Origin of the sequence: Brevibacterium otitidis (genome assembly GCF_042429315.1) — a bacterium.
Taxonomy (GTDB): domain Bacteria; phylum Actinomycetota; class Actinomycetes; order Actinomycetales; family Brevibacteriaceae; genus Brevibacterium; species Brevibacterium otitidis.
The window spans coordinates 1-12,934 of sequence record NZ_JBHMAU010000059.1 but is presented as its reverse complement, the minus strand read 5'-3'; the positions used below and the strand labels follow the sequence as shown (position 1 = coordinate 12,934).

General features: G+C 65.9%; 14 protein-coding genes and 1 pseudogene. 13 read left to right on the top strand and 2 right to left on the bottom strand.

Annotated elements, in window-relative coordinates:
- The first annotated feature begins 100 nt into the window (after nt 1-100).
- From ACFFN1_RS09410 to ACFFN1_RS09370, 9 genes are all read left to right on the top strand, one after another.
- Entirely contained in the window at nt 101-622 is a 522-nt protein-coding gene (locus ACFFN1_RS09410) for a pyridoxal-phosphate dependent enzyme (RefSeq protein WP_376840458.1), read from the top strand.
- Between the two features lie 450 nt (nt 623-1,072).
- Nucleotides 1,073-1,210 carry a hypothetical protein gene (locus ACFFN1_RS09405; RefSeq protein ID WP_376840454.1) on the top strand — a complete coding sequence of 46 codons (138 nt, stop codon included), beginning with the start codon at nt 1,073-1,075 and terminating at the stop codon, nt 1,208-1,210.
- 45 nt (nt 1,211-1,255) lie between these two features.
- Nucleotides 1,256-1,411: a hypothetical protein gene (locus tag ACFFN1_RS09400; protein WP_376840453.1), complete on the top strand. Its 156-nt coding sequence runs from the start codon at nt 1,256-1,258 to the stop codon at nt 1,409-1,411.
- A 324-nt stretch (nt 1,412-1,735) separates the two neighbouring features.
- On the top strand, nt 1,736-2,257 hold the full coding sequence (locus ACFFN1_RS09395) for a hypothetical protein (RefSeq protein ID WP_376840452.1): 522 nt from the start codon (nt 1,736-1,738) through the stop codon (nt 2,255-2,257).
- Entirely contained in the window at nt 2,254-3,312 is a 1,059-nt protein-coding gene (locus ACFFN1_RS09390; protein ID WP_376840451.1) for an efflux RND transporter periplasmic adaptor subunit, read from the top strand. The genes ACFFN1_RS09395 and ACFFN1_RS09390 overlap by 4 nt, the downstream gene beginning before the upstream one ends.
- Nucleotides 3,309-4,019 carry an ABC transporter ATP-binding protein gene (locus ACFFN1_RS09385; RefSeq protein ID WP_259832899.1) on the top strand — a complete coding sequence of 237 codons (711 nt, stop codon included), beginning with the start codon at nt 3,309-3,311 and terminating at the stop codon, nt 4,017-4,019. Before ACFFN1_RS09390 ends, ACFFN1_RS09385 begins: the two co-directional genes overlap by 4 nt.
- Nucleotides 4,016-5,215: an ABC transporter permease gene (locus ACFFN1_RS09380; protein ID WP_376840449.1), complete on the top strand. Its 1,200-nt coding sequence runs from the start codon at nt 4,016-4,018 to the stop codon at nt 5,213-5,215. Before ACFFN1_RS09385 ends, ACFFN1_RS09380 begins: the two co-directional genes overlap by 4 nt.
- A gap of 34 nt (nt 5,216-5,249) precedes the next feature.
- A complete protein-coding gene (locus tag ACFFN1_RS09375; RefSeq protein ID WP_376840448.1) occupies nt 5,250-5,939 on the top strand; it encodes a response regulator transcription factor in 690 nt (229 codons plus the stop codon).
- On the top strand, nt 5,936-7,177 hold the full coding sequence (locus tag ACFFN1_RS09370) for a sensor histidine kinase (protein WP_376840447.1): 1,242 nt from the start codon (nt 5,936-5,938) through the stop codon (nt 7,175-7,177). The genes ACFFN1_RS09375 and ACFFN1_RS09370 overlap by 4 nt, the downstream gene beginning before the upstream one ends.
- Before the next feature lie 203 nt (nt 7,178-7,380).
- Here ACFFN1_RS09370 and ACFFN1_RS09365 read toward each other — a convergent pair.
- Nucleotides 7,381-7,749, bottom strand: a pseudogene (locus tag ACFFN1_RS09365) (iron chelate uptake ABC transporter family permease subunit); the annotation flags it as partial.
- A gap of 44 nt (nt 7,750-7,793) precedes the next feature.
- Nucleotides 7,794-8,393, bottom strand: a complete 600-nt coding sequence (locus tag ACFFN1_RS09360; RefSeq protein ID WP_376840446.1) for a TetR/AcrR family transcriptional regulator — start codon at nt 8,391-8,393, stop codon at nt 7,794-7,796.
- Between the two features lie 54 nt (nt 8,394-8,447).
- Here ACFFN1_RS09360 and ACFFN1_RS09355 point away from each other — a divergent pair, with 54 nt between their 5' ends.
- The 4 genes from ACFFN1_RS09355 to ACFFN1_RS09340 all read left to right on the top strand — a co-directional run bounded on the left by ACFFN1_RS09355 (nt 8,448) and on the right by ACFFN1_RS09340 (nt 12,599).
- Complete coding sequence (locus tag ACFFN1_RS09355) at nt 8,448-10,076, top strand: ATP-binding cassette domain-containing protein (RefSeq protein WP_376840445.1); 1,629 nt, start codon at nt 8,448-8,450, stop codon at nt 10,074-10,076.
- A 28-nt stretch (nt 10,077-10,104) separates the two neighbouring features.
- Nucleotides 10,105-11,646 (top strand): ATP-binding cassette domain-containing protein, encoded by a 1,542-nt coding sequence (locus tag ACFFN1_RS09350; protein WP_376840443.1) that lies wholly within the window; start codon nt 10,105-10,107, stop codon nt 11,644-11,646.
- Between the two features lie 462 nt (nt 11,647-12,108).
- The gene (locus ACFFN1_RS09345) at nt 12,109-12,249 is read left to right on the top strand and encodes a hypothetical protein (RefSeq protein WP_376840442.1); all 141 of its coding nucleotides are present in this window, start codon (nt 12,109-12,111) and stop codon (nt 12,247-12,249) included.
- A complete protein-coding gene (locus ACFFN1_RS09340; protein ID WP_376840456.1) occupies nt 12,207-12,599 on the top strand; it encodes an integrase core domain-containing protein in 393 nt (130 codons plus the stop codon). Before ACFFN1_RS09345 ends, ACFFN1_RS09340 begins: the two co-directional genes overlap by 43 nt.
- Nucleotides 12,600-12,934 lie beyond the last annotated feature (335 nt).

Below are 12,934 nucleotides of genomic sequence, written 5' to 3'. Positions count from 1 at the left end.
CCGGGTCTTCTTCTCCGCCGGAATCGAGGGTGGTCTACCCATGTCTGACTCTCCTTTAGGACCTACATAACGGCCCTGCCACTAAGTCTGACGCGCGACAATCGACGGCTATTCGACGATGATGGCCGAGGTCCATGAGGCGATCGCCGCCGACGAGGCTAAAGCCCCGACGGTCGTCGCTGCACAGATCGGCGTCGGCGCCTTCGACGCTGCCGCGGTCCGCGGCTTCGCCCGCCGGCAGGGCCCGGGGCTCATCGGCGTCGAACCGACCCTGGCCGACTGCGTGACCGCGAGCATCGAGTGCGGTGAGATGGCTGAGATCCCCGGCCCGCAGACCTCGATCATGGCAGGCCTCAACTGCGGCACGCCCTCCCCGATCGCCTGGCCGGACATGCGGCACGGCTGCGATGCCTTCGCCACCGTCACCGACGACGGCGCCCGTGAGGCGATGCGGCTGCTCGCCCGCGACGAGGTCGTCTCCGGTGAGAGCGGTGCCGCCGGGCTGGCCGGACTGCTCGCCCATCGTGACGCACTCGGTCTCTCCAGCGACGATGTCGTTCTCGTCTTCTCGACTGAAGGTGCCACTGATCAGGCGGCCTACGAAGAGATCATCGCCGGCTGAGCTGCTGGAGTCCGGTGCCTCTGCGCCGCGTGCTGTGGCAACGTCCTGGACTCCGGCAGCTGATCCAAGCTCCCAGAACTGCCGATCGAAGAGCTCTGCAATGAACTCTCGTTCTCTGACCTCGAAGATCGCCCGCAGAATTCCTCGGCACCTTCGTCCTCGTCTTCGTCGGCGGCTCGGCGATCTTCGCCGCCGGTGACGCGCTTGCACCGGTGTGGGTGTTCTTCCTCGCTCCGTTGGCAGGAGCTGCGGTCGCCGGACTCATCTCCGGGCTGCTGTTTCCCAACCGTTCGGCGACCCGCGAAGAGCGCCCGGAGCGTCCAACCTCCTTGGAACGAGAGAACAGCTGAGCCATCCGTCCCAGAATCAGTTCCCATGCAACGGGCACCACCGCCTGTGAACCAGCCACTGACGCATGCGAATCCCCCGGTGTGATTCGCCTTCGGCATCGTGGTGCTCGTGTGGTCGGTGCTGGGCTCAGCCGGCGGAATCGTCACTGTCATCTACCTCGGCCTCAGGGTTGCGATGACGCACACCCTCGAAGAAGTGTTCGGGCGCGGACACGGCTTCAACTGGTTCGTCCTCTGAGCAGCCGTCATTGGACAGCTGGTAGGACTCATCGTCTCTGCGGTCGTGGTGTTCGGGGCGCTGCGCGACGTCAAGCGCGGCTATCGGCTGGCCGATGCCGCAACGGTCCTCGGCTTCATGGCCACCGGCTTCTTCCCGCTCACCGGTGGAATCCAGATCCTGCTCCTGCCGATCCTGCCAGATGCGCTGACGGTGGTGTGAGGGTGATAGGGCCGAACCCAGGCTCTTCGGTTCCGAGCCGGCGTCACCTGACTCGGTGAGGACAGCGGTGTCAACGACGCGTGGATCGTGACCATAGGCGAGGGGACTCTCACCAGACGACTGCGTTCACAGCCTCACGGGGGAAGTACAGCTGGCCATGACTTCTATCCCTCCTGGAATGTATCCAGTCATGAAGTCAATCCTCAGCAGTCCCACTTTTTACCTTCTGGCAACCACGAGTGTTCAAGACTGGGTCATGTCCCGCTATTCGGGTCGTCGGCAGGAAAGCTGTCGACAGCAGACGCAATTGATGGAGGTAATGAGATGCGTCAGATCGTGAAGCCCCGTATGGTCCAGATTTCGACGGCGCTGTGCGCTGCTGTGCTTGTACTCAGCGCATGCGGAGGCGCCAACAAGGAGATGGAAGAGGACACTGGGGGCGGCGCTGACAGTGCATCGAGCGTTGAGCAGTGGCAGCATGATTTCACCCGCTGCATGAGCGATGAGGGCATCGAGCTTGCCGACGGCGGCGGTATCCCCGTCAACGCTGATGGCTCCTTCGGAGGCAGTGAAGACAGCGGCGACTTCGACAGGGCTCTGCAAACCTGTGAAGAGAAGCTCGGCCCGCCACCGCAGGATGCGGGCGCTGTCGGTGACGAGGAGCTGGAGGCCCAGCTGCTGAGGTTCTCCAAGTGCATGCGCGAAGCCGGCTACGATGTTCCGGATCCGGACTTCGGTTCGGGGGACGGGCCGGTCATCAGCGGTGTGCCCGACGCTGACCCGGAGGATGTCGAGCGGTGCTCAGCTGAGGCCGGCCTTGAGGTCGGCGCCGGAGTGGAGCAGTGACCGCGCGCAAGCGTCGTGCTGTTATCGTCTCGCTGGTCGCAGCTGGTCTGCTGGCAGCTGGTGCAGGTGGATTCGCATTGTCTGACAGGGTGCAGGACGAGGCGCCGGCGGCTTCGCCGGCTGCCGTCGAGACCGTAACCGCTGAGACAACGGATCTCACTGAGCGGGTCGAGGTCAAAGGCACGCTCGGCTACGGTCCTACCCGCTCGGTCGGCACCGGGCTGTCGGGCACGTTGACATCCGTCGCAGCCGCCGGCAGCACTCTGCGGCCAGGCGATGAGCTGATGCGCATCGATGACCGGCCCGTCCTGGCGATGCGCGGAGAGCTGCCGGCGTGGCGGGACTTCGAGATGGGTATGTCGAAGGGCCGTGATGTCAAACAGCTGGAGGAGAACCTCGCCGAGCTCGGCTACTTCAAAGGCAAGCCGAACCAGCGCTTCGACCGTTCAACTGCAGCTGCGGTCGGCCGGTGGCAGAAGGCCGTCGGCCTGCCGCGCAACCAGAAGATCGAGCGTGGGCGGGTGGTGTTCCTGCCACGGGATGTGCGGGTCAACAAGCAACTGGTGGAAGCCGGCGGGCAGGCTGGCGACAGTGTCCTCGAAGTGACAGACACGACGTTGTTTGCCACCGCCGAGGTGCAGTCCAAACAACAGGATCTGCTGCAGGAAGGGCAAGAGGTCACAGTCGGTCTGCCCAACGGCGAAAAGGCTGAGGGTGTCGTCGAGAAGGTCGAACCTGCGGTTGAGAAGGAAGACGACTCGGGGAAGAAAAGTGTCAAGGTTCCGGTGCAGGTGGCGCTTAAGAATCCGTCCGATGCCGGCTCCTATGCGAACGTTCCCGTCAGCGTGCTGGCTTCACGGACAGTTGCTGAGAACGTACTTGCGGTTCCGGTCCGCGCCCTGCTCGCCCAGCCCGGCGGCGGTTTCGCCGTCGATGTGGTCAAGGGCGATGCTGTCAAGCGGGTGCCGGTGGAGCTCGGGAAGTTCGCCGATGACATGGTGGAGGTCACCGGTGGCGAGCTGGCGGCAGGCGACCAGGTGGCGGTGGGGGAATGATGCCCCAGGATCCGCTGCTGTCTCTGCAGAGCATCTCACGCCGCTACGGGTCACCTCCGACGACGGCGCTTGATTCGGTGAGCTTCGACGTCCACGCTGGCGAGCGCGTCGCCATCATTGGGCCGAGCGGTTCGGGCAAGACCACGCTGCTCAACCTCATCGGCACGCTCGACCGGGCCACAAGCGGTGAGGTGCTGCTCGCAGGCCACCGCGCCTCAGATGCCAGTGATGCCCAGCTGTCGGCACTGCGGGCACACCTCATCGGCTTCGTCTTCCAGCAGTACCACCTGGATGAGTCGCAGACCGCAGTCGACAACGTCGCATCCGGCCTGCTGTACCGTGGGTTGCCGCTGCATGAAAGGCGAGAGCGCGCTCATGAGGCCCTGGCGCGTGTCGGTTTGGCCGAGCGGGCCGGGCACACCCCGAAGCAGCTCTCAGGCGGACAGCGGCAGCGGGTGGCGATCGCACGCGCGGTTGTCGGCCACCCGCCGCTGCTGCTGGCAGACGAACCGACCGGCGCCCTCGACACACGTTCGGGCGCCCAGGTCATGAACATCCTCGAAAATCTCAATGAGGCCGGCACCACCGTGCTGGTGATCACCCATGACAGGGAAGTCGCTGCACGGTTCCCGCGCCAGATCGCGATCCGCGACGGTGCTGTCGAATCCGATACCGGCCCCGTACTGCACGAAAGCGACACGAAGTGAGCGAATCCACCACCACACATACCTCCCGGCTGCGTGGCATCGATCTGTTGCGCCTGGGCTGGCACGGCGTCCGCGCGCATCCGGCCCGGGCAACTCTCTCCGCTTTAGGAATCGCCATCGGCATCGCCGCGATGATCTCGGTCATCGGGATATCGCTGTCGAGTCAGGCCAAAGTGCAGGAGCAGCTGGCAGCGCTTGGCACCAATATGCTGACTGTTTCCCCGGGAGAGTCCTTCAGCGGTGATAAGACCTCGCTGCCTGCCGACTCCGCAGAGCGCCTGCGCCGCATCGACGGCGTCGAACAGGTCAGTTGGATCGCTGAACTGGAAGGAGCACAGGCATACCGCAACACCCACATCGATCCCGGCCAAACGAACGGACTGACGGTCGCCGCAGCAGATGAACAGTTGCTGAGCGTCACCTCGACCCAGCTGCAGAACGGAGCCTGGTTCAACCGCGCCACTGGCCAATACCCGACCACTGTGCTCGGTGCCACCGCCGCCAAACGCCTCGGGATCGCCACACCCGGATCGCACGTCACCATCAACGGAACCGACTACGCGGTGCTTGGGATCCTCAAGCCTTCGGCCTTGGCCCCAGAGCTCAACACATCTGTGCTCGTCGGCGGAGCCCAAGCGCAGAAGCAGCTAGAGTTCTCAGGCTCGCCGACGACCCTATTCGAACGCTCAGCTGAGGACTCCGTCTCTCAGGTGCGCGACCTCATTCCCTCGACGCTGAACGCACAGCGACCCAATGAAGTCAGTGTCAGCCGGCCGTCTGACACTCTCGCAGCGCAGAACGCCATCGACACTGCTTTCACCGGCCTGCTCGTCGGAGTCGGGTCAATTGCGCTGCTCGTCGGCGGAATCGGGGTGGCGAACATCATGATCATCACCGTGATGGAGCGGCGGCGGGAGATCGGCCTGCGCAGGGCCCTGGGGGCCACCCGGGCGCACATCCGCAAGCAGTTCATGATTGAATCGGTGCTGTTGGCGACCTATGGTGGCTTAGCTGGAATCGTGCTCGGTGCTGCTTGCACCGTCACCGTATCGCTTATCAACGGCTGGACACCGACGATTCCGCTCATTGTCCCGCTGCTCGGCATCACCATCACCATCATCGTTGGTGCTGTCGCTGGTGTGCTGCCGGCGATGAGGGCTGCCAACACCTCGCCGACAGCAGCACTGAGCACATGATCCTTTCCAGCCCACTCACCACTTGGAGCCGACCATGCGGGTACTGATCGTTGAAGACCAGCAGTATATGGCCGAGGCCATCCGCGAAGGCCTCGCACTGTCGAAGATCTCCGCTGATGTCGTCTCGGATGGAGATGAGGCGCTGGCTGCAGTCGAGACTTACGAGTACGATGTGATGCTGCTCGACCGCGATATCCCCGGCGTCCATGGCGACGAAGTGTGCCGCAGGCTCGACCAGGCAGCTGATCGACCGGCAATCCTCATGGTCACGGCTGCTGGCCAGGTGCAGGAGAAAGTCGACGGGCTGTCCTTGGGCGCAGATGACTATCTGGCCAAGCCCTTCGAATTCGAAGAGTTGGTGGCGCGGGTACGGGCGTTGGGCCGACGGCGCTTCACACCGCGTCCCGCCCGATACTACGCAGGTGGAGTGATGCTCGACCCGTTCCGGCACGAGGTGACCCGCAACGGTCGGCAGATCCGGCTGACCCCCAAGCAGTTCGCGGTCTTGGAAACGCTCATGCGCGAGCCCGGCCGGGTAGTGAGCGCTGAACAGCTGCTGACCGAGGCCTGGGATGAGAACGCCAATCCCTTCACGCAGTCGGTGAAGGTCACAATCAGCGCCCTGCGCCGCAAACTCGGAGAGCCCTGGATGATCCGAACCGTGCCGGGCGTCGGCTATACGGTCGACCCAGATGCTCCAGACGCGACGGCAGATCCACGATGACCACCAAACACAGCGGCCGGTTGTCTCGCCGCCACCGGTTCAGTGCCCGTACCAGGCTGGCGTTCTCCTATGCGGTGCTCGTCATCATCTGCGGTGTCGTGCTGCTGACGGTGCTCGTGGCCTATCTAGGGTTCGGCCCCGAATACTCATTCGGTCCGGTTGCCGCCGACGACGGGGAGTCGGTCATCATTGTTCCCGACCATCCGGAAGGCGGTAGCTTCGCGGTCGAGGTGCAGAGCCGGGAAGATCTCATCACACTGCTCATCACCGTCTCTGCGGTGGTGCTTATAGCACTCTCTGCGCTGAGCTCTCTGGCCGCATGGTGGCTGGCCGGGCAGATGCTGCGCCCGCTCGCACGCATCAACGAGGCCGCCCGGATTGCAGCCAGCGGGCGCTTGGACCACCGGATCGGTTTGAGCGGGCCGCGCGATGAGATCGTGGACCTGGCGCAGACCTTCGATACGATGCTCGACAGCATCGAACGCTACAACGCCTCACAGCGCAGATTCGCGGCCAACGCCTCGCATGAGCTGCGCACTCCGCTGGCAGCGACGAAGACGATCATTGACGTTGCGCTGGCTAAGCCGGATCCAGTCAACCGGGAGGTGCTCGAACGTCTGGCGCACCTGAATGCGCGCAGCATACGGACCGTCGAGTCGCTGCTGGATCTCGCCGAAGTCGAAGCCGGGGAGCAACAGACGACTGCGGTCGAGCTCGATGAGATCGTCAGCGAAGTCGTCGACCAGTATGTCCCCGCTGCCGCTGCACGGGGGCTCAGCGTCGAACGCCGCCTGGCTCCTGCCGTTGCACAGAGTGAGGGGCGGCTGCTCGTCCAGATGGTGCAGAACCTGGTTGAGAATGCGGTCCGGCACAACTGTGACGGTGGGCTCATCAGGGTGTGCACTGCCATGGTGTCGGCTGCTGAAGGGGCAGCAGATGCCCAACTGCGGATTGAGAGCACCGGCCAGCCGCTCGATCCCGAGGTGGTCGACGGGCTGACCGAGCCGTTTCGCACTGGTCAGGGGAGAGCGGCTGGAAACAGCCGAGGGTTGGGGTTGGCGATCGTCGCAGCGATCGTCGATCGCTCACGGGGCAGACTCGACCTCGCCGCCCGTCCCGGCGGCGGGCTGATCGTGACCGTCACTCTGCCAGGTGCTGAGGCCGGGCCGACAGCAGCCACGGAGCAGGCAGGGGCTGCAGATGGACAGGCTGGAGGACTATCCTCAGCCGGTGAGTGAGCAGGAGGAGACTCTGTCCGCTTTCTTCAGGAGACTCTGGCTGCTTTCATCGCTGATGGCATCAGCCCCAACTGCACCGACTCGGCCTTGAACTGCGGACTGAACTTCCGCTTCGAACTCGCTGCCGTGATCTCGATCCTCTCGCCTCAAGAGATTGTCCGAAATCCTTGATGCACCCCACCCCAGAAACACACCTGCCCCCATCAGGTGGGGTAGTTCTCGGTCATCTCATCGTATGTGACTCTGGGGGTGTCTGATAATTGCGGTAACCAGTTGATGACACCGTTGCGTGCGATAGCGGCCTGGCGGATGATGGCGGGGTTCAGGGTGCCTGCTGCCCAGATGGAGCCGGGTGTCGCGGTGGCGGTGTCGGTGCGGTAGAGCAGCCAGGTGTTGACCGCGGTGAGGAGGCCGCTGATGGCGATCCCGGTGAGTATGAGGCCGCGGCCGCCGTTTCCCGGGCCGCTGGCGAGGGTGAGCACGAGGAGAGCCGTCATGAGGCCACCGACGATGGAGGCCACCGCGAGCGTGAGAAACCCGCTGGTCGGGAGGATAAGCAGAGTGAGGAGAACACCGGTGTAGGCGCTGTTCTCGTTTCACTGGTGGGGGTAGGGTCTCAGGCCGCGAGCAGGAGGCCTGCGACAGCTTCGAACACCCGCACCGGGGTCTGCGCCGTGTCGAGTTCCTGCCAACGTGGCGCCAGTTCCGTGACTACGGGGAGCAACGGGCGGACACCGGCATGTTCGGAGAGCACGCTCGGACGGTCCCGCCAGGCGCAGGTGATGGTGGCCTGTCCGAGGATGGTTGCGAACATGGTGCGGTAGAACACGAACGCTGCCTCGTCGTCGAGCCCGGTACGGCGCGCGCAGGAGAGAAATCCTTCCGGGAACCGGAGGCCGGCCGGGCTCGCGAGCCTGCCGGTGGAGATCAAGCGGATCATCCAGGGGTGCTCGACAAGGAAGCCGTGCAGACACAGGGCGAGCTCGACGGAGTCCCGTACAGGATCGTGCGAGGGCGCAGGGAAGGCGATCGTCTCGGATACCCGCTCCACCAGCGCGAGCAGCAGGGCGTCGCGATCTGCGAAGTGGTGATACAGCGCCATCGGGGTTACGCCGAGTTTCGCGGCGAGGAGCCGCATCGAGAGCGCGGCTTCGCCATCGGAGCGCACGACGGCGAGGGCCTCGTCCACGATCTGCTTGGGATCCAGTTTGCTCACGACCACGTCCCTTCGGTCTTAGGTGAGTCTAACTGTACGTGTATAGTTCTGGGTATGGCAACGAAGACTTCTCTCCTCGACCCGGCCGTTCTGCGGCTGCTCCGCCCCTTCCTCTCGCCCTTGGCCGTTGCAGCGGCCGGCACGACCGTCTCGGGACTCTTCGGCCTGGTTGCGACGTGGCAGACCATTCGCCTGATCGACGCCCCGGCCCCCGCGCGGGTGGGCTGGGCCTGCGGTGCCTGGCTGTGCGCGGCGCTTCTGGCGGCGGGCGCTTCGTGGCTTGCGCACGATGTCGAGGGACGGTTCGAGGCGCGTGTGCGGCGCGAGGTGGCCGGCAGTCTGCTCCGGCTGTCGGCTGACCGCTTGACCGCCTACCCAACGGATCGGCTGCGTCGGCTCGTTTCTGAGGACGTCGCCGCGCTGCATCACATGATCGCCCACCTTCCTGCGGAGGCAGCCACTCTCGTCGCGATCCCGGTGTGCGCCGTCCTGCTGATGCTGACGCTCGCCGGGCCTGCATCCCTGCTCGCCCTCATCCCGGGTGCGCTCGCCGGGGCGGCCTATCTCACAGTGATCCCCCGACTCTCGGCAAGGCACGGTGCCGAGCGGGGCCGGGTGATGGGCGAGATCACGACTGCTGTCAACGACTACGCCCGCGGCATCCATGCCTTCCGCAGCTACGGCGCAGCGGACGGTGCCCTCGCGGACTACATGGACGCCACCCGGCGCTTCACCACCGGCATGCTCGCCTGGGTGCGACGTGTCGCCACCCCGGCCGCGGTGGCCATCGGACTGCTTCAGGCGGCCTCCAGCTACGCCATCGCCTACGCGGTCGGCTCCACTCGGGAGCCTGCCGTGCTCGCAGCGATCCTGCTGATGGGGCTGGCGCTTGTCACGCCCGCGCTCAGGCTCGGACATGGACTCGACTACGTCGCCGCGGGGCGAGTCGCGTCCACGCGCATCGGAGAGCTTCTCGCCGAGCCTGTTCTGCCGCACGGCAACGCGAACGCGGATGACGGGCCGGCGGGGATCCTGGCGGAGGGGATCGTGGTCTCGGCGGGTGGCCGGAGGATCCTCGAAAGGCTCTCCCTGACCGCGCCAGCATCCGCGGTGACGGCGGTCACGGGCCCGAGTGGTGCAGGAAAAAGCACCCTCCTCCGCGTGCTCGCGGGCCTGCAGCCGCCCGTGAGCGGCATCGTCAGGGTCGGTGGCACCGACATATCGGCGTTTTCCGAAGCGGCACGACCGGAGGCGGTGCTGCTGATCCCGCAGGGCGGCGACGTGCTCCCCGCGAGCATCCGCGAGAACCTTCGCCTGACTGCCCCCGATGCCGACGACCAGGCGCTGACGGCAGCCCTCGCTCGCGCGCAGCTCGACCTCCCGCTCGACACGGACGCCGCGCTGCTGTCCGGTGGCGAGCGCCAGCGCGTCTCGCTCGCCCGAGCGTTCCTCGCTCAGGCGAGCGCGATCCTGCTCGACGAGCCCACGAGCGCCCTCGACGACGCGACAGCCACCCGTTTCTGGGGCGAGCTCGAGAAGCTCGCCCGGACTGACGAGAAGACCGTCGTGGCGGTCACTCACGATCCGCGCCTCGCACTCCGAGCCGACCACGTCCACAAGCTTGCCCCGCCAGCCACCCCGAGGAAGGAGACGACAAATGAATCGCAGCACTCCGGCCCCTGACCAGGTGCGGGCGGGCTCCCCGGCTCCGGTGAGACAGCGGATCGCATGGATCGGCGCCGGCTGGGTGCTCGCAGCCCTTGCCGAAGCCACCGCCTACACCATCCTTGCCGTCGCGATCCGCGACGGCGTCGGCGTCCTGCCCGTGATTGCGGTGGCGGCGGTGTCGCTGGTCGCCACCGTGCTGGTCTCCCGCGCCGGCTACCTGAGCGGCGCGCGATTGGCCGGCGATCTCTACGCCCAGCTCGGCCGTTCCCTTTCCGCCGCGAAGCTGTCATGGTTCACGGCAGAGAACCGTGCGCTCGTGACGACCGTTGCCGGACGCAGTATCCCGGCGTTAATGGGTGTGCCCGCCCATCAGCTGCAGACGTTGATCTGCGCACCGCTTGTCCCTCTTCTCATGGTCGCTGCGGTCGGGTTCGTGGCGGGTGCTCGCGAGGCAGGCGCGCTCGCCTTCCTGCTGCTGGCCAGCCTCGCTGCGCAGATGCTCGCCCAACGCCACCTGAAACGCGCCGACGCCGAGCGTCATCGCATCGAGCAGGAGGCGATGCGCGCGACGATGGAGTTCGTCGACCACCTCGAGCTGATCCGCACCGCCGCGGGTGCCCGAGGTCTCGTTCGCGCGGATGAGGCTTGGATGCGACAGGAACAGGCGATGGCGCGCACCAACCGAGCCGCGGCACCCGCGACCCTTGTGTCCTCGCTCGCGTCGGTCATACCCGTTGCCGGGATGCTGATCATGCTCGCTGCTTCTGGAGAGTTCGCGACACCTGCCGCAACCCTCGCGTTGCTGGTGCTCACCGTCCGGGCATCCGCCCCGATCGACGAACTCGCCCTCGCAGGCGTCAGCCTCAATGAGGTACGTTCACACAGCTCGGCCCACCATACGGTCGCGACGGCGCCGCGCCTACCCGCGCCCGCTGACCCCGTTTCTCCGGCAGGTTCGGAGATCGAGCTCCGCGACGTCTCGCATCCACCCGCGCTCCGCGCGATCACCGCGAACATTCCCGCAGGCGCACGCGTCCACGTCGCAGGCCCCAGCGGTGCCGGCAAGAGCACCCTTCTCGGACTTCTGCAGCGCTTCGACGACCCCGCCGATGGAACTGTCACTCTCGGCGGCGTCTCACTCTCCGCGCTTGAGGAGACACAGATCACCGCAAATGTCGCCTACGTGCCCCAGGACCCCATCGTGCTGACTGGCACGCTTGCCGAGAACATCAGACTCGGCCGCCCCGAAGCCTCCGACAACGAGATCCTTCACGCAGCCGAGCGCGCCCAACTCCACGAGGTGATCACTCGTGACCCGCTGGGTATCCACCAGCACCTCGGTATTCACGGGCAGGCGCTCTCTGGAGGAGAGCGTCAACGAGTCGCGATCGCACGCGCTCTCCTCAAGAACGCGCCGGTGCTCGTGCTCGACGAAGCCACCTCCGCCCTCGACGAGACCACAGAACAACGGATCGCCGACGCCCTTGCCAACCACGACGGGACTCTCATCTTCGTCACACACCGCGACCCCACCATCTGGCACCCCGACCGCACCATCACCCTTGAAGGACCACAGCAGGCATGAGCGAAATCCAGTCGGTGGTTCACCCCGAAGCGCTGCGGAATCGGGTTCGCCAGGCCGAGATCGACGGAGGCGTGTGACCAGGCACTGCGACCGACGACGCGACTCGGCCGGCAGAGCTCGAGCGTGAGGTTCGTGAGCTGCGCCGGGCCTACGAGATCCTGCAGACGAGCGCGGCTTTTGCGCGGTCGCGGAGCTCGGCCGCAAGATCAAGTCGAGGTGCCCACCGCTGTACTGGTCGATTACATCGACCAGTACCGTGACCGGTTCGGGATCGAGCCGATCTGTGCCGTGCTGAAGGACGCTCCGGCGTGCAGATCGCCCCGAGCACCTGCTGCGCCGCCAGGATCAGAGCGCCCTCGGCGCGCGCGACCCCCGTCGCCGTGCTGTCCGAGGACATCAGGGGCGCTCACAAGGCCGCCCTCGGGGTCTGCNTGCGGACGCACGCACGCGGGCTGGACCTCCGTGGCGTTCGTGCTGGACGTCTTCAGCCGGATGATCGTCTGCTGGCAGGTGTCCACGTCGCTGCACACTGATCTGGCGCTCGATGCCACCGGCATGGGCTGTGGGCCCGGCAGCGCGCCCGCCACGACGTCACCGGCCTGATCCACCACAGCGGCAGAACAGGCCAGTATCGAGCGATCCGCTGCACCGAGCGGCTCGCCAAGGCCACAACCGTCGCATCCCTCGGCAGCACGGGCGACTCTTACCATCATGCGATGGCCGAGTCGCTGAACTCGCTGTTCAAGACCGAGTGCATCCGCAACCCGGTCATGCGCCTCACAGGCGGCTGGCAGAACGTCGGCGACGTCGAGATCGCCGTCGCCGAACACGCCGACTGGTACAACCACCGGCGGCTTCACGGCGAGATCGGGCTCGTCCCGCCAGCGGAGTTCGAGGCCACTTGCTGGGCATCCCTGTTACTGGGCATCCCAGCCTGCGAAGCACTACCGTGAGAACCCGGCCCTCACCGAGGTCGGATCCGACTCACCGAGCCCCAAAAACCCGGGGCGGCTCACGACCGCCGCCAGACCACCAGGGCGGGTTCTGGGCGAAGAACGGCGACCGGTGGCACGTCCTCCGGCACGGTGACGACGGAACTCTCACGGTCCGTCGGGTAAGGATCCGCCACGGCACACGGCGCGTCCTGCCCGCGGACCATGCCGCGAAGCCTGTCGATTATGGGGGCTCTTCGGACATCCGGTGGGGGTGAGGTTCGCCGGGTGCTGGTTGGCGGGTAGGGGTCGAGGTCCCCGAGGATCAGAAGCGCTAACCACCTGATCTACCACGA